The 13,237-nt window shown below is 69.9% G+C and carries 13 protein-coding genes and 1 riboswitch; of the genes, 5 read left to right on the top strand and 8 right to left on the bottom strand.

Annotated features, from left to right (window positions below; genetic code table 11):
• Positions 1-75 precede the first annotated feature (75 nt).
• Positions 76-261, bottom strand: a complete 186-nt coding sequence (locus ABZV44_RS05090; protein WP_354833141.1) for a hypothetical protein — start codon at positions 259-261, stop codon at positions 76-78.
• Between the two features lie 233 nt (positions 262-494).
• A riboswitch (M-box (ykoK) riboswitch) is annotated at positions 495-665 on the bottom strand.
• Between the two features lie 404 nt (positions 666-1,069).
• Here ABZV44_RS05090 and ABZV44_RS05085 point away from each other — a divergent pair.
• Together ABZV44_RS05085 and crcB are read left to right on the top strand one after the other, a co-directional pair.
• Complete coding sequence (locus tag ABZV44_RS05085; RefSeq protein ID WP_354832206.1) at positions 1,070-1,588, top strand: CrcB family protein; 519 nt, start codon at positions 1,070-1,072, stop codon at positions 1,586-1,588.
• Complete coding sequence (gene crcB, locus ABZV44_RS05080) at positions 1,585-1,944, top strand: fluoride efflux transporter CrcB (protein ID WP_354832204.1); 360 nt, start codon at positions 1,585-1,587, stop codon at positions 1,942-1,944. The genes ABZV44_RS05085 and crcB overlap by 4 nt, the downstream gene beginning before the upstream one ends.
• A gap of 96 nt (positions 1,945-2,040) precedes the next feature.
• Here the strand turns inward: crcB and ABZV44_RS05075 are convergent, their stop codons facing one another.
• Positions 2,041-2,928, bottom strand: coding sequence for an alpha/beta hydrolase (locus ABZV44_RS05075; RefSeq protein ID WP_354832202.1), 888 nt, complete (start codon positions 2,926-2,928; stop codon positions 2,041-2,043).
• 561 nt (positions 2,929-3,489) lie between these two features.
• Between ABZV44_RS05075 and ABZV44_RS05070 the strand changes: the two genes are divergently transcribed.
• On the top strand, positions 3,490-4,014 hold the full coding sequence (locus ABZV44_RS05070; RefSeq protein ID WP_354832200.1) for a hypothetical protein: 525 nt from the start codon (positions 3,490-3,492) through the stop codon (positions 4,012-4,014).
• On the opposite strand, the gene cbiE is transcribed toward ABZV44_RS05070, so the two are convergent.
• Together cbiE and ABZV44_RS05060 are read right to left on the bottom strand one after the other, a co-directional pair.
• On the bottom strand, positions 4,011-5,255 hold the full coding sequence (gene cbiE / locus ABZV44_RS05065) for a precorrin-6y C5,15-methyltransferase (decarboxylating) subunit CbiE (protein ID WP_354832199.1): 1,245 nt from the start codon (positions 5,253-5,255) through the stop codon (positions 4,011-4,013). The two genes, ABZV44_RS05070 and cbiE, sit on opposite strands and share 4 nt — an antisense overlap.
• Positions 5,252-6,013: an SDR family NAD(P)-dependent oxidoreductase gene (locus ABZV44_RS05060; protein ID WP_354832197.1), complete on the bottom strand. Its 762-nt coding sequence runs from the start codon at positions 6,011-6,013 to the stop codon at positions 5,252-5,254. Before ABZV44_RS05060 ends, cbiE begins: the two co-directional genes overlap by 4 nt.
• A 67-nt stretch (positions 6,014-6,080) precedes the next feature.
• Between ABZV44_RS05060 and ABZV44_RS05055 the strand changes: the two genes are divergently transcribed.
• Entirely contained in the window at positions 6,081-6,503 is a 423-nt protein-coding gene (locus ABZV44_RS05055) for a PPOX class F420-dependent oxidoreductase (RefSeq protein ID WP_354832195.1), read from the top strand.
• Between the two features lie 149 nt (positions 6,504-6,652).
• Here the strand turns inward: ABZV44_RS05055 and ABZV44_RS05050 are convergent, their stop codons facing one another.
• Positions 6,653-7,780: a Xaa-Pro peptidase family protein gene (locus ABZV44_RS05050; RefSeq protein WP_354832194.1), complete on the bottom strand. Its 1,128-nt coding sequence runs from the start codon at positions 7,778-7,780 to the stop codon at positions 6,653-6,655.
• 389 nt (positions 7,781-8,169) lie between these two features.
• On the opposite strand from ABZV44_RS05050, the gene ABZV44_RS05045 reads away from it, so the two are divergent.
• The gene (locus tag ABZV44_RS05045) at positions 8,170-9,138 is read left to right on the top strand and encodes a 5'-3' exonuclease (protein WP_354832192.1); all 969 of its coding nucleotides are present in this window, start codon (positions 8,170-8,172) and stop codon (positions 9,136-9,138) included.
• Here ABZV44_RS05045 and ABZV44_RS05040 read toward each other — a convergent pair whose 3' ends face one another.
• The 3 genes from ABZV44_RS05040 to ABZV44_RS05030 all read right to left on the bottom strand — a co-directional run bounded on the left by ABZV44_RS05040 (position 9,139) and on the right by ABZV44_RS05030 (position 13,236).
• Positions 9,139-9,546 carry a hypothetical protein gene (locus ABZV44_RS05040; RefSeq protein WP_354832190.1) on the bottom strand — a complete coding sequence of 136 codons (408 nt, stop codon included), beginning with the start codon at positions 9,544-9,546 and terminating at the stop codon, positions 9,139-9,141.
• Between the two features lie 152 nt (positions 9,547-9,698).
• A complete protein-coding gene (locus ABZV44_RS05035) occupies positions 9,699-10,427 on the bottom strand; it encodes a DUF4333 domain-containing protein (RefSeq protein ID WP_354832188.1) in 729 nt (242 codons plus the stop codon).
• Positions 10,428-10,539: 112 nt separating this feature from the next.
• On the bottom strand, positions 10,540-13,236 hold the full coding sequence (locus tag ABZV44_RS05030; protein WP_354832186.1) for an RNA helicase: 2,697 nt from the start codon (positions 13,234-13,236) through the stop codon (positions 10,540-10,542).
• Position 13,237: the final 1 nt, after the last annotated feature.

The following is a 13,237-nucleotide window of genomic DNA, read 5'->3' as shown; positions in this document are numbered from 1 at the left end:
CCGGGCCGCTGAGAAACCGCTGTGAAGACCACCCTCCCGCCGCGGCCGCGGGCGTCGGCCCGCGGCCCCGAGGGCCTACGCGTGGTAAGGGTGACCGCCCAGGGAGGCGGTGTAGACCGCGACCCGGGAGCGGGCGATGCGCAGGTTGGCACGCTCGGATTCGGTGAGGTGGTGGCGCGCGCGAACCCGCCGCGCGGAGTCGCCGAGCACCGACAGGACGGTCAGCGGGGTGCGGGTACGCGGAAATGCGATGACGGCCATGGGAGAACTCCTTCGGAGAATCGGCCCGCCACGAAATTCCGAATGCTTCAGGAAGCGCTCAGTGCGCGGCAAGCCGGGAACGACAATGGTTTTCGAACCGAACTGGGATACGGACTATCGCCGGAACTCATTCGCCCCTCACCTCCTTGCCGCCGGGACGCACGCGCGTCGACCTCATCTACGGGTGCCGCACCGGGCGGAGGGGAAAAGCAATGCCACGACCAGTGACATTGCGGGCACCCCTCTCGTCAGAGCTTCGGCACTGCACGACGTATCCCTTAGCCGGGAAGCCACTTCGGATCACCCCTTAATCCGGGGAGATCTGTCCTAACCCTGGGCGTCTCTCGACGTCGTCGGATCAGTGGCCTGTGTTCGTACAGGAGCCTCGCCTAGCGAGGTGCTGACCGACCCATACTGAACCGGGGGCCGCCACCGAGTCAAATCACTCGGCGCTCGAAGTCGTCGATTCCACCACCCGCAGCTGGGCCGGCCTCCCCGCGAAGTCACCGGATCCGTTCCATCGCAACGGAACTCGGTCAGGACCCCCGTTCCTTCCGCCGCGTCTTCCAGCGCCGGCACGGCCACCCGCCGGCGACCCTGGATGCCGCGTCCGCACCCGGAGGCCGCGACAGATGGGGCGTGATCTGACCCACATCGTCAACGGAGACCCGCGTAGGCTCGCTATCCTTTTCGAGATGCGGCGGTGGGGCTCGCCGCTCCGAACTCACGGAACAACCGCGGCCACCGGCCGCCAACAGTCCCTACCCCACAATGACACCCTCGGGGTGCGCTGGAGTAGGAGACGCGTGTGAGCAGTGAGCTGGATTCGACCCATGGTGTCGAGACCTTCGAACCGATCGACCCCGATGTCGATCTGCATCAACCCGGGCAACCACAGGAACTGTCGCGATCGCACGGTGCGATCCTGGCCGTGATCTCGATCGGCGGGGCGCTCGGCGCGCTGGCCCGATACGGGCTCGCGCTGGAGTGGCCCACCCCGGTCGCCGGGTTCCCGTGGGCCACCTTCCTCACCAATGTGGCCGGCTGCTTCCTCATCGGCGTGCTGATGGTGATCGTCACCGAGACCATCACCGCCCACCCGCTGGTACGCCCGTTCCTCGGCGTCGGCATCCTCGGCGGATTCACCACCTTCTCCACCTACGCCAACGAAACCCGCGGACTGCTGCAACCGGGCACGGTCGCAACAGCATTCAGCTACATGGGCGCCACCCTGGTGTGCGCGTTGCTCGCGACCCTGGTCGCGGTCCGCCTCACCCGCGCGGCCTGCACCCACCAGATCGCCCGACGCCGGGAGGCCACCGCATGACCGCGCTGCTCGTCATTCTCGGCGCGATGGTCGGCGCCCCGGCGCGGTATCTCACCGACCGCGCCATCCAGACCCGCCACGACAGCGTCTTCCCCTGGGGCACACTGACGGTCAACCTCACCGGCTGCCTGATCCTGGGCTCGCTCGCCGGCGCCGCGGTCTCGTCTCCCACCTACGCGCTCGTGGGCACCGGATTCTGTGGCGCACTGACCACGTACAGCACGTTCGGCTACGAGACCATTCGTCTCGCCGAGCAGCGCTCGTATCTGTACGCCACGCTCAATGTCGCCGTGAGCATCGTCGCGGGACTCGGCGCGGCGCTGCTCGGATACACCACCGCCCACGCACTGGGGTAGGGCGGCAACACATCTCGATCGACACGGCGGGTAGTCCACATCTGCGGAACTCGTCGGCCTCCGACCTCGGCTGCACCGTTGCCCGACGCCCGCCGGTCACGGCGTGTTGCCGATTCCGAGGGAGTGCAGGATGTCGGCCGGACGCTCGACGAACAGCAGGTGGCCCGCACCGGGTACGAGATGCAGCCGGGCGTCCGGGAGCGCCGCGGCGAGCCGCCGGGCATCGTCGGCGGGGACATTGCCGTCGACCTCACCGTGCCAGACCTGCACCGGCACGGTCACGTCGGACAGCCGGAATCCCCATTCGCGGGTGAAGACCAGGCGAATATCGGAAGCGAAACCACGGCTGCCCTGCTCGAAACTGCGCCGCAGATTGGCCTCCAGCTTGTGGGCCAGCTCGGGATCGCCCTCGACCCGCTCGCGATCCACCTCCGCCATCTGCGCGACCAGTCCCGCGACCCCGTGCTGCCGGCGGATCACCAGCGACATCTCCAGCGCCATCGGATACACCAGAAAAGGGGCCCGCCGCAGCACATTCAGCCCGCGCCGACGCCGGCGCGCCGCCGGATCGAGGTCCGCGGCGCCGGCCTGTTCACCGAGCGGCGCGGGCGCGGAAACGAGCGCCACGCCCGTGACCCGGCCGGGCAGCCCGGCCGCGACGGCCAGCGCGAACGGCCCGCCACCACTCACCCCGATGACCCCGAATCGCCCCAGCCCCAGCCGATCCGCCAGCGCGGCCACCGTGCCCACCCAGTCCGCCACCCGCTCCCCCGCGGGCAACGACGATTCCGCCATTCCGGGCCGATCGACCGCAATGACGCGAATTCCCGCCGCCATCCCGGCCGCGTCGAAAGCCTCACCCTCCAAATGTGTTCCGGGCACGCCGTGGCAGTACAGCACCGGTATCCCGTCTCCCGCACCGTACTCGGCACAGCTCACCCGGCAGTGCGGCAAAGCAATCGTTCGCGACGCAGCGGCACTCACGCCGAGCAGCCTAGGCCAAACCCACCCCCCGCAAGTCGAGCAACCATGTTCCACACCTGCCGGGTCGCGCCGCCCTCACCTGGTTTCGAGAAGGACAACCGGTATCACCCGCCTTCCCGCGGTCGGGTGGACGGTGCGCCGCCGGGAGGCGCTGACTCCCCTGACGCTCACCTTCGCCGAACTCGTGGCCGGCGGCCTTGCAGCGATCCTTCCGGCCCCGCTGGGCGGATCTTCGGCCCCGAGCGATCTCCCCGCTACAGATTCACGACGTCTGACCTGTGTTGTTGCCAGATCTGCGGAACGTCTGGACTATCGAAGGGGACGGGCTCGACGTGGTCGAGAAGTGTTGGGGCAGGGTGGCCCACGAGTGCCATGTGGTGAAACTCGATGGGCTGACCCGTGTGTCGCTCTTGTGACACCGTGCCGGACCGGTCCACAGCGAGATGGTCGCCGCCGAATGAGCGAATACATGGCAATCGCTGTGTGGTGCCGTGGCACCGCCTCGCTCTGCGCCCGGCACCGAGCCCGGCAGTGGAATTCGGCACGGAAGGATCGAAGGCGATGACCGACATGATGATCGACCCGGCGGCCGCACGTAGCCAGTTCGCCCGCCCCGGGGCGGCGGCGCCCGCCCCGATACCGGCGCGCGGCGAAATCTCCGGCCCGGCCGCCGTCTGGCAGCAGGCGAAAACGGTGCTGGTGACCCGGACCACCGGCCCGCGCCGGCTGGTCACCGTGCCGCGGCTGGTGGTCCCCATCGGTGACAACGGTCTCGCCTTCCGGACCTCGTCGTTCTCCACCGAGGCCGAGCAACTCGCGGAGGACGGCCGGGTGCTGGTGCAGCCCGGCGACTGGCGCGGCAATCCCGAACTCGGTTCCCGCCAGCTCCAGGGCACGGCCCGCCTGCTGAGCACGGGCACTTTCGTGCCCCGGGTGCAGGCCGAGATCGAGGCCAAGTACGGGTGGCGCACCGCCCTCGCCCGGGCCGCGCACCGCCTCGCCAACGGGAACGCGCCCTACGGCAACCTCATCGTGCTGGTGACCGTGTTCGAACCCGGCCCGATCGCCCTGCCCCCGATCGACTAGCCCGCTGCCGCACGGGGTTTCACGACCGACCACTGGGTCACCGGCAGCTGTGGCCGCCAGGCGGTGAAGCCGCCCAGCGGTTCGGCCCGATACACCTGGAAACGGCGCAACGCGCCGCCGTGCCGCTCGGCCAGGCGCAGTAGCAGCACATCGGATTCGGCGGTCACCGCGCTCGCGACCAGCCGGCCCCCCGGGCGCAGCCGCTCCCAGCAAGCGTCGAACATGTCGTCCTGGGTGAGCCCGCCGCCGATGAACAGCGCATCCGGCGCGGGCAGTTCCGCGAACGACTCCGGGGCCGCGCCACGCACCTCGACGCCCGGCACACCCAGCGCCATGGCATTGGCCGCAATCTGCTTGCGGCGGTTCTCCATTCGCTCGAAGGCGACGGCGCGGCAGGCCGGGTTCGTGCGGCACCACTCGATGGCGATGGTGCCCGAACCGCCCCCGACATCCCACAGCAGCTCACCCGGTGTGGGCGCCAGCGCCGCGAGCGTGAGCGCCCGCACCTCGGCCTTGGTGAGCTGGCCGTCGCCGCCGTACACCTCGTCGGGCAGGCCCGGCATCCGCGTCAGGCGCGGCGAAACCCGGTCGGCGACACCGTCGATGGCCACGACGTTCAGCGCATCTCCGGCCGGGTGGTCCCACCGCGCGGCGGTGCCGCGCACGATCCGCTCGTCCGGCCCGCCGAGCTGTTCCAGCACCGTGAGCGCCGACCCGCCGAAGCCATTGCGCGCCAGCAGCTCCGCGACCTGCGCCGGAGTGTGCTGGTCGGAACTCAGCACCAGCATCCGGCGCCCGCCGGACAATTCCGGGAGCACCGTCTCCACAGGCCGCCCGACCGCGCTCACCACCGGCGTCTCGTTGAGCGCCCAGCCCAGCCGTGCGCACGCCAGCGACGCCGACGACGGCTGCGGCAGCACCCGCAGGGACTGCGCCCCAAGCAGTTTCGTCAAGGTCACACCGATACCGAAGAACATGGGATCGCCGCTGGCCAGCACACCGAGCCGCCGCCCCGCGTACCGTTCCAGCAGTCCCGGCAGCGCGGGCACCAGCGGCGAAGGCCACGGCACCCGCTCCGCCCGCGCCGCCTCCGCGGGGATCAGCACCAATTGCCGTGCGGAGCCGAGCAATACCTCACACGCGGCGATCTCGCGCCGCGCCGCGCCGCCCAGACCATCCCAGCCGTCAGCACCGATGCCGATCACCGGAATCGGCATCAACGGGCGCGAGGTTCCGGTCATCGCGGCATCCGCCGCCACACCGGGTACGGCACATAGCGCATCGCCACGAACAGCAGCCGAATCCGCCGCGGCACCGCCACATCCCGCACCCGCCGATACAGCCCCGCCACCACCGCGTCGGCCACCTGATCGGGTGTGCTCGACAGCGGCGCGGGCTCCATCCCGGCCGTCATCCGCCCGATGACGAACCCGGAACGCACCATGAGCAGGTGAACTCCGCTGCCGTGCAACGCCATCTGCAACCCGGACGCGAACCCGTCCAGACCGGTCTTCGCCGAGCCGTATACGTAGTTCCCGCGCCGCACCCGCACACCCGCGATGGAACTGAACACCACGATCTGACCGTCGCCCTGCTCGCGCAGCAGATTCGCCAGACTGGTGAGCACGCTCACCTGGGCGACGAAATCGGTCAGCACGATCTCGACCGCGTGCGCCGGATCCTCCTCGGCCCGAGCCTGATCCCCGAGAATCCCGAATGCCACCACGGCCACGCCGATGCGTCCGTGCTCGGCGATGATCTTCTCCAGCAGCGGCTGGTGCGACGCCATGTCGTCGGCGTCGAACTCGACGCAGTGCACCGCCGCCGCCTCGGCGATCAGCAACTCCTTCGTCTGTTCCTGTAGCTGGTCACTGCGGCGCGCCGCCAGAATCACCACCCGGCCGGGCGACAGCCGTCGCGCCACCTCCAGCCCGATCTCACTCCGCCCGCCGAGCACCAGCACGACGCCCTTGTCGACGTCCCGCGATCCGAAACCCATGGCCCACAGTTTGCCACCCGGGCACCGCTGTCCGGTGCTCCCGAGGCCGGATTGCTAGCGTCGGATCATGACCAGCACCGCTGCACGCCCGGAACTGTCGCCCGCCGCCGCCGACTTCGTCACCGAACGCCACCTCGCCACGCTCTCCACACTGCGCGCCAACGGCACCCCGCATGTGGTCGCGGTCGGGTTCACCTGGGATCCCGAGGCCGGCATCGCGCGCATCATCACCAATGACGGGTCGGTCAAGGTCAACAATGTGCGGCGCTCGGGCTACGCGGCGGTGAGCCAGGTCGACGGCCCGCGCTGGATCACCCTCGAGGGTCCCGCGACCGTGCTCGACGACCCCGATTCGGTGGCCGACGCGGTCGAGCGCTACGCCGGGCGCTACCGGCAGCCCCGGGAGAACCCGACCCGCGTCGTGATCGCCATCGATGTGCAGCGCGTGATGGCCAGCAGCGTCTTCAAGGGCGACTCCGCCGGGCACTGACACCGGTCCCGATTGGTGCGCGACCGATCACCTTGCGCCACACGGCACGTCCAATCTCTCGAGTGCGCACCCGACAGGGAGAGCCGGTGAACGCGGCGGCCTCGCGGGCCCGGGCCGTCGTACCTGCGTGGGCCGAAGGCGGCCAGGCGCTATAGGCGGGTCAGTCCGTGGGGGCGGTTGTTCATCGACTCGCAGCCGTCCTCGGTGACGATCACGATGTCCTCGATGCGCGCGCCCCAGGCTCCCGGGAAGTAGATGCCCGGCTCGATGCTGAAGGCCATGCCGGGCGCGAGGACCAGGTCGTTGCCGGACACGATGTAGGGCTCTTCGTGCACCGACAGTCCGATGCCGTGGCCGGTGCGGTGCACGAAGTAGTCGGCCAGCTCGGCAGCGGCCAGCACATCGCGGGCGGCGGCGTCGATGGATTCGGCGGTGACGCCCGGGCGCACGGCGGCCACCGCGGCCGCTTGGGCGCGTTCCAGTTCGGCGAACTGCGCGGCCACCTCCTCGCTCGGCTCGCCCAATACGTAGGTGCGGGTGGAATCGGAGAAGTAGCCGGGCTCGACCGGACCGCCGATATCGATCACCACCACGTCACCCGGCTCGATCACCCGATCCGACACCAGGTGGTGCGGGTCCGCGCCGTGCGGGCCGCTGCCCACGATGACGAAGTCGGCCTCGGTGTGGCCCTCCTCGACGATGGCGGCCGCGATATCCGCGCCCACCTCGGCCTCGGTGCGGCCGGGGCGCAGGAACTCGGCCATGCGGGCGTGCACCCGGTCGATGGCCGCGCCGGCCCGGCGCAGGGCCTCGATCTCGCTGGGGTCCTTCACCATTCGCAGTTCGCGCAGGAGCGGGATGGCCGAAACCGGTAGCGAGCCAAGCTGATCCGAGATGGGCAGCAGGTGCAGGGCGGGCATGACATCGGTGACCGCCACCCGCGCACCGGCATTGAGCACGTTCCGGACAATGCGATACGGGTCGACCCCGTCCACCCAGTCCACGATCTGCAACCCCAGCTCACCGGCCGCCGATCCCTTCAACGAGGCCAGCTCCAGCTTCGGGATCACCACCGAGGGTGTCTCCCCGCTGGCCGGGATCACCAGACAGGTCAGCCGCTCGAAGGACTGCGCCCGCGACCCCATGAGGAACCGCAGGTCAGGACCCGGTGTGATGAGCAACGCGTCGAGATGAGCGTGGCGCGCCAACTCGGCAGCCCGCTCCAATCGTGACCCGTAGACCTCCGCCGCGAACCGTGACTCGTCATGAGCGCTCATGCCCACCGACGCTACTCCCCAACCCCGCCACCCTCCAGCCACCGCCGAACTTCGCACCCCCACCACTGTGTTCCAGCACCGGACCACGCCCCGAGCCCCCTTGCCCCTCAGCAGGTTTCGCCCAACTAGCGAACGACATATCGTCTCGACCGCACCGACCCGGCTCCACGTCAACTCCGACGAGCAATCCCTGGGCGGCGTGTGCACCGGGACGACAGCCTGCGCACCTACCACCCATGTGGCGCACCTGTCCGGACGCCGCAGCGAACTCCGCGGCCGCGATGCGCCGAGGTATCGGCGTCCGACGATCGCGGAGACGAATTCCACGCGCCCGACCACCCAACCGCGCTGCGCGGACCTGTCGGCCGGTCCCGGTAGGGTCGACCGCTATGAGCACCCCTGCCGCCGGTCCGCTGCTGCTGCTCGATGGGGCCAGTCTGTGGTTCCGGGCGTTCTATGCGATCCCGGAGAAGATCACCGCACCCGACGGGCGTCCGGTCAATGCCCTACGCGGGTTCACCGACATGGTCGCCGCGCTGGTCAAGCAGCATGCGCCGAGCCGGTTGGTGGTGTGCCTGGACTTGGACTGGCGGCCGCAGTTCCGGGTGGATCTGCTGCCGTCGTACAAGGCCCACCGGGTGGCCGAGGATGCCGGCGAGCCGGTCGCCGGGGTCGTGGCCGAGGAAGTCCCGGACACCCTCACCCCGCAGGTCGACATGATCATGGAGGTGCTCGAGGCCGCCGGCATCGCGACCGCCGGCGCCGAGGGCCTCGAGGCCGATGACGTGATCGGCACCCTGGCCACCCGGGAAGGCACCGACGAGGTGATCGTCGTCAGCGGCGATCGGGACCTGCTACAGCTGGTCCGCGACACCCCGGCACCTCCGGTGCGCGTCTTCTACGTCGGCCGCGGCCTGGCCAAGGCGGAGCTCTGGGGCCCGGCCGAGGTCTCCGCCAAATACGGTGTGCCGGAAGAGAATGCGGGCCCCGCCTACGCCGATATGGCCGCCCTGCGCGGCGACGCCTCCGACGGTCTGCCCGGCGTCGCGGGCATCGGCGACAAGTCCGCCGCCCAGCTCATCTCCCGTTTCGGCTCGGTGGAGGCCCTGCGCGCCGCGGCCGCCGATCCGGACTCCGATCTCGCCAAGGGTGTGCGCGCGAAACTCGTTGCCGCCGACGACTATCTGAAGGCCGCGGCCCCCGTCGTCCGGGTCGTCCGGGATGCCGACGTCGCACACTCGGGCCCGGACCTGCTGCCCGTCACTCCGGCGGACCCGGATCGCCTCGCGGAACTGGCCACCGCCTACAACGCCGAGAACCCGGTCAAGCGGCTCATCACCGCCATGGCCAAGCGCTGATCAGTGCCGTAGCGGGCCCACCGGCCAGGTCTCGGGCTTGCCGTCGAGATCGGTGATGGCGGCCTCGGTGAAATAACCGTCCTGCAGATTGCGCAGGGTGATGTGGGTGGTACCGGAGGCGGTCTTCCCGGCGGCGCAGCTCGGCTGGCACACGCGCCGGTACTCGGTGCCGTCGCCCTCGGCGGTGTCGGGACCCCAACTGCCCCAGGTGATGTCGCGGACGCTGAGCCCGCCGTCGCCACACGCCAGCACCATGCCGGCAGGCTGCACATCGATCTTGTTGGTAATGCAGTCGTTGACCACGGGGCCGGTTGCCTTGGCGCCCGCGAACGGCGCGGACGCCAGCCCGGCGCTCGCCACGGCCACCACGGTCGCGGTCCAGCCCACGATACGAACAGTCGAACTCATCTTGCCCCCGATCACGATCAACGAGAAGATTTCGGCCCACTGTACTCGTCAGCGACGATTAGCCAACCCCTGGCAAACGCGAGGGCCCGGCCGCGATCATCCGATCACGCCCGGGCCCAACACAATTGCCCAGTTCCCCCGCCCGGAAAAAATCAGCTGGGGCGGCCGACCTCGTAGGTGCCGTCATCCTTGGTGATCTTGATGGTCACCTTCTTGCTCTCGCCACCCACCTTGAGGGTGCAGTCGAAGGTCTTGTCGACCTCGACCTTCTGACCCGACGGGCAGCTCACGTCCTGGACGTCGTCGATGCCGTAGGAGTCCTTGAGCACCTTCTGCACCCCGGACTGCACCGCCTTGTTGTCCAGCTGGTCCTTGCTCAGCAGCCAGGCCAGACCGCCGCCGGCCGCGGCCAGCACCACCACCACGGCGACCACGATCCCGATGATCAGACCGGTCTTCTTTTTGCCGGCGGGCGGCTGCTGCGGCTGCGGCCACTGCTGGCCCGCCTGCTGGTTCCAGTCCGGCTGACCCGGCTGTCCGGGCTGACCCTGCTGCGGCCACTGCGGCTGCGACTGTCCCCACTGCTGGTCACCCTGCGGCTGCTGCCACTGCGGCTGGCTCTGCCCCCACGGCTGCTGCACCGGCTGCTGCGGCTGCGACTGGCCCCACGGCTGCTGCGGCTGGCCCTGCCCCCACTGCTGGGCCGGCTGCTGCTGTTGCGACGGGTCGCCCCACTGCGTGGTCGGCTGGGCGGGCTGCTGGCCACCCCACTGCTGAGTCGGTCCGGCGCCGGGCGCGGGCTGCTGACCGCCCCACTGCTGCGTCGGATCGTTGCCTCCCCCTTGACCAGGGGCGTCATTCGGTCCGTACGGGCCGCTCATCTGCTTGCCTCCAATAGCAATCCGTTGTACTCACGCTAGCCCCCCGAGCGGGCACACGCTCGTGTCCCCACTGCGGTCGGTACATCCAAGAATCAAAGCACAGTCGTATCTACTACGCCGCGTCCACGGCTACGACACCCCGGCGGATCGCCCGCACCGCCTTGCTCGCCGTGGCCGCCACCTCGAGGTCGTCGGCGGTGCTGTGAATCTGGTCCAGCAGATCGATGACCTGGCGGCACCAGCGCACGAAATCGCCCGCGGAGAGCGGGTTTCCGCGATCGCCGCTGGCGAGCAGCGCATCGGCGAGATCGTCGCCGCGGGCCCAGGTGTAGACACCCGTGACGAAACCGAGGTCGGGTTCCCGGGTGGGCTGCACCCGGCGCCGGGACTCGTCGGCGCGCAACTGCGACCACACCCCGATGGTGGCGTCCACGGCCCGGCGAATCGGCGCGGTCGGGCCCGAAGCGCCCAGGTAACCGCCCTCCTGCCGGGATTCGTACACCAGGATGGACACCACCGCGGCCAGCTCGGCCGGGCCGAGCCCGCGCCACAGTCCCTGCCGAAGGCTTTCCGCCACAACCAGATCCGCCTCGGCGTAGATGCGGGCCAGGCGGCGGCCGTCCTGGGTGACCTCGCCGTGCTCGACATAGCCGCGCTCCTCGAGCAGCCCGAGGATGCGGTCGAAGGTGCGTGCCAGGGAGTTGGTGGTGGCCGCCACCTGCTGGCGCAGGTGCTCGGTCTCGCGCTCGACCCGGTTGTAGCGTTCGCCGATGCGCGCGAGCTGTTCCCGATCCGGCCGCGAGTGCGCCGGATGATTGCGCAATGCCCGCCGCAAGGTCTGCAGCTCACGGTCGTCGGCGGCCTTGGACTTGCCGCCGCCCTGCCGCCCGCGCCGGGGCACGGTGATGCCGGTGCTGCGCAGCGCGGACGCCAGGTCACGGCGCACCCGCGCGGTGCGATGGTCGACATGCTTGGGCAGCCGCAGCCGGCCCAGTGATTCGGCCGGCGTCGGGAAGTCGGCGGCCGAGACCCGCCCCGCCCACTTGTCCTCGGTGAGCACCAGCGGACGCGGATCACCCGGTGTCGCATCGGGTTCCAGGATCACGGCCAGACCCTGGCGGCGTCCGGACGGAATCACCACCACATCACCGCGCCGCAGCGTGGTGAGCGCGGACACCGCGGCCTGCCGCCGGTCGGTGCGGCCTTGCCGTTCCAGGTGCCGCTCCCGGTCCCGGACGCGTTCGCGCAGCTGGATGTATTCGAAGAAGCTCTCGTCGCCGAGCTGCGAGCGCAGCTTGCGGAGCTGGGCCTCGTTGCGTTCGATGCCCCGCACCAGGCCCACGACCGACCGGTCGGCCTGGAACTGGGCGAAGGACCGCTCCAGCAGCGCCCGCGACTCCACCGCGCCCATGCGATCGACCAGATTGATCGACATGTTGTAGCCCGGCCGGAACGACGACCGCAGTGGATAGGTCCGCGTCGAGGCCAGACCCGCCACCGCGCTGGTGTCCACCTCCGGCTGCCACAGCACCACCGCGTGGCCCTCGACGTCGATCCCGCGCCGCCCGGCCCGCCCGGTGAGCTGCGTGTACTCCCCCGGCGTCAGCTCGGCGTGGCTCTCACCGTTGAACTTCACCAGCCGCTCGAGCACCACGGTCCGCGCCGGCATATTGATGCCGAGAGCCAGTGTCTCCGTGGCGAACACGGCCCGCACCAGCCCGCGCACGAACAGTTCCTCGACCGTGTGCCGGAAGGCGGGCAGCATGCCCGCGTGGTGGGCGGCGAAGCCGCGGTGCAGCGCCTCGCGCCACTCCCAGTACCCGAGCACCTCGAGGTCACTGCGCGGCAGGTCCCCGGTGTGCTTCTCGATGATCGCGTCGATCTCCGCGCGATCGTCCTCGCCCGAGAGATCCAGCCGCGAGCGCACGCACTGTGCCAGTGCGCCATCGCATCCGGCGCGGCTGAAGATGAACGTGATCGCCGGCAGCAGCCCCTCGTCGTCGAGCCGGGCGATCACCTCCGGCCGCGGCATGGGCCGGAACGAGCGCCGCGGCCCGCCGCGACCGCGCCCCGGCACCGCCCAATTGTCCATCCGGTCAACGGCTTCGCGATGCTTGATGTAGCGCTGCAGGTCCCCGTCCACGATCACCTTGGCGTCGCTGGACTTCGGGTCGAACAGGTCGAACATGCGCTTGCCGACCATGACGTGCTGCCACAGCGGCACCGGCCGGGTCTCGTCCACGACCACCGCGGTGTCACCGCGCACGGTCTCCATCCACGCGCCGAACTCCTCGGCATTGGAGACCGTCGCGGACAGGCTGACCAGGCGCACCTCCGGCGGCAGGTGCAGGATGACCTCCTCCCACACCGCGCCGCGGAAGCGGTCGGCCAGGTAGTGCACCTCGTCCATGACGACGTACGAAAGCCCGCGCAGCGCATCGGAACTCGCATACAGCATGTTGCGCAGCACCTCGGTGGTCATCACCACCACCGAGGCGTCGGGATTGATGGACTGATCGCCGGTCAGCAAGCCGACCTCGTCGCGACCGTAACGTTCGGTGAGATCGGCGAACTTCTGGTTCGACAGCGCCTTGATGGGCGTGGTGTAGAAACACTTCCCGCCCGCGGCCAGCGCCAGATGCACCGCGAACTCGCCGACCACGGTTTTGCCGGCGCCGGTGGGCGCGCAGACGAGCACACTGTGCCCGCCCTCGAGCGCCTCACACGACTGCCGCTGGAACGGATCGAGCTCGAATTTCAGTTCGGCGGCGAATGCCGCCAGTTCGCCAGTAAGCGACCTTGATGTCACT

It is taken from the genome of Nocardia sp. NPDC004860 (genome assembly GCF_040609015.1).
Taxonomy (GTDB): Bacteria; Actinomycetota; Actinomycetes; order Mycobacteriales; family Mycobacteriaceae; genus Nocardia.
The sequence above is the reverse complement of the archived record's forward strand: the minus strand, read 5'-3'. Positions and strand labels throughout refer to the sequence as shown.

Bases quoted from the DNA above. Each gene is read 5' to 3' on its own strand.
- ABZV44_RS05090 (WP_354833141.1), bottom strand. From the start codon at position 261: ATGGCCGTCATCGCATTTCCGCGTACCCGCACCCCGCTGACCGTCCTG.
- crcB (WP_354832204.1), top strand. From the start codon at position 1,585: ATGACCGCGCTGCTCGTCATTCTCGGCGCGATGGTCGGCGCCCCGGCG.
- ABZV44_RS05070 (WP_354832200.1), top strand. From the start codon at position 3,490: ATGACCGACATGATGATCGACCCGGCGGCCGCACGTAGCCAGTTCGCC.
- cbiE (WP_354832199.1), bottom strand. From the start codon at position 5,255: ATGACCGGAACCTCGCGCCCGTTGATGCCGATTCCGGTGATCGGCATC.
- ABZV44_RS05060 (WP_354832197.1), bottom strand. From the start codon at position 6,013: ATGGGTTTCGGATCGCGGGACGTCGACAAGGGCGTCGTGCTGGTGCTC.
- ABZV44_RS05055 (WP_354832195.1), top strand. From the start codon at position 6,081: ATGACCAGCACCGCTGCACGCCCGGAACTGTCGCCCGCCGCCGCCGAC.
- ABZV44_RS05050 (WP_354832194.1), bottom strand. From the start codon at position 7,780: ATGAGCGCTCATGACGAGTCACGGTTCGCGGCGGAGGTCTACGGGTCA.
- ABZV44_RS05045 (WP_354832192.1), top strand. From the start codon at position 8,170: ATGAGCACCCCTGCCGCCGGTCCGCTGCTGCTGCTCGATGGGGCCAGT.
- ABZV44_RS05040 (WP_354832190.1), bottom strand. From the start codon at position 9,546: ATGAGTTCGACTGTTCGTATCGTGGGCTGGACCGCGACCGTGGTGGCC.
- ABZV44_RS05035 (WP_354832188.1), bottom strand. From the start codon at position 10,427: ATGAGCGGCCCGTACGGACCGAATGACGCCCCTGGTCAAGGGGGAGGC.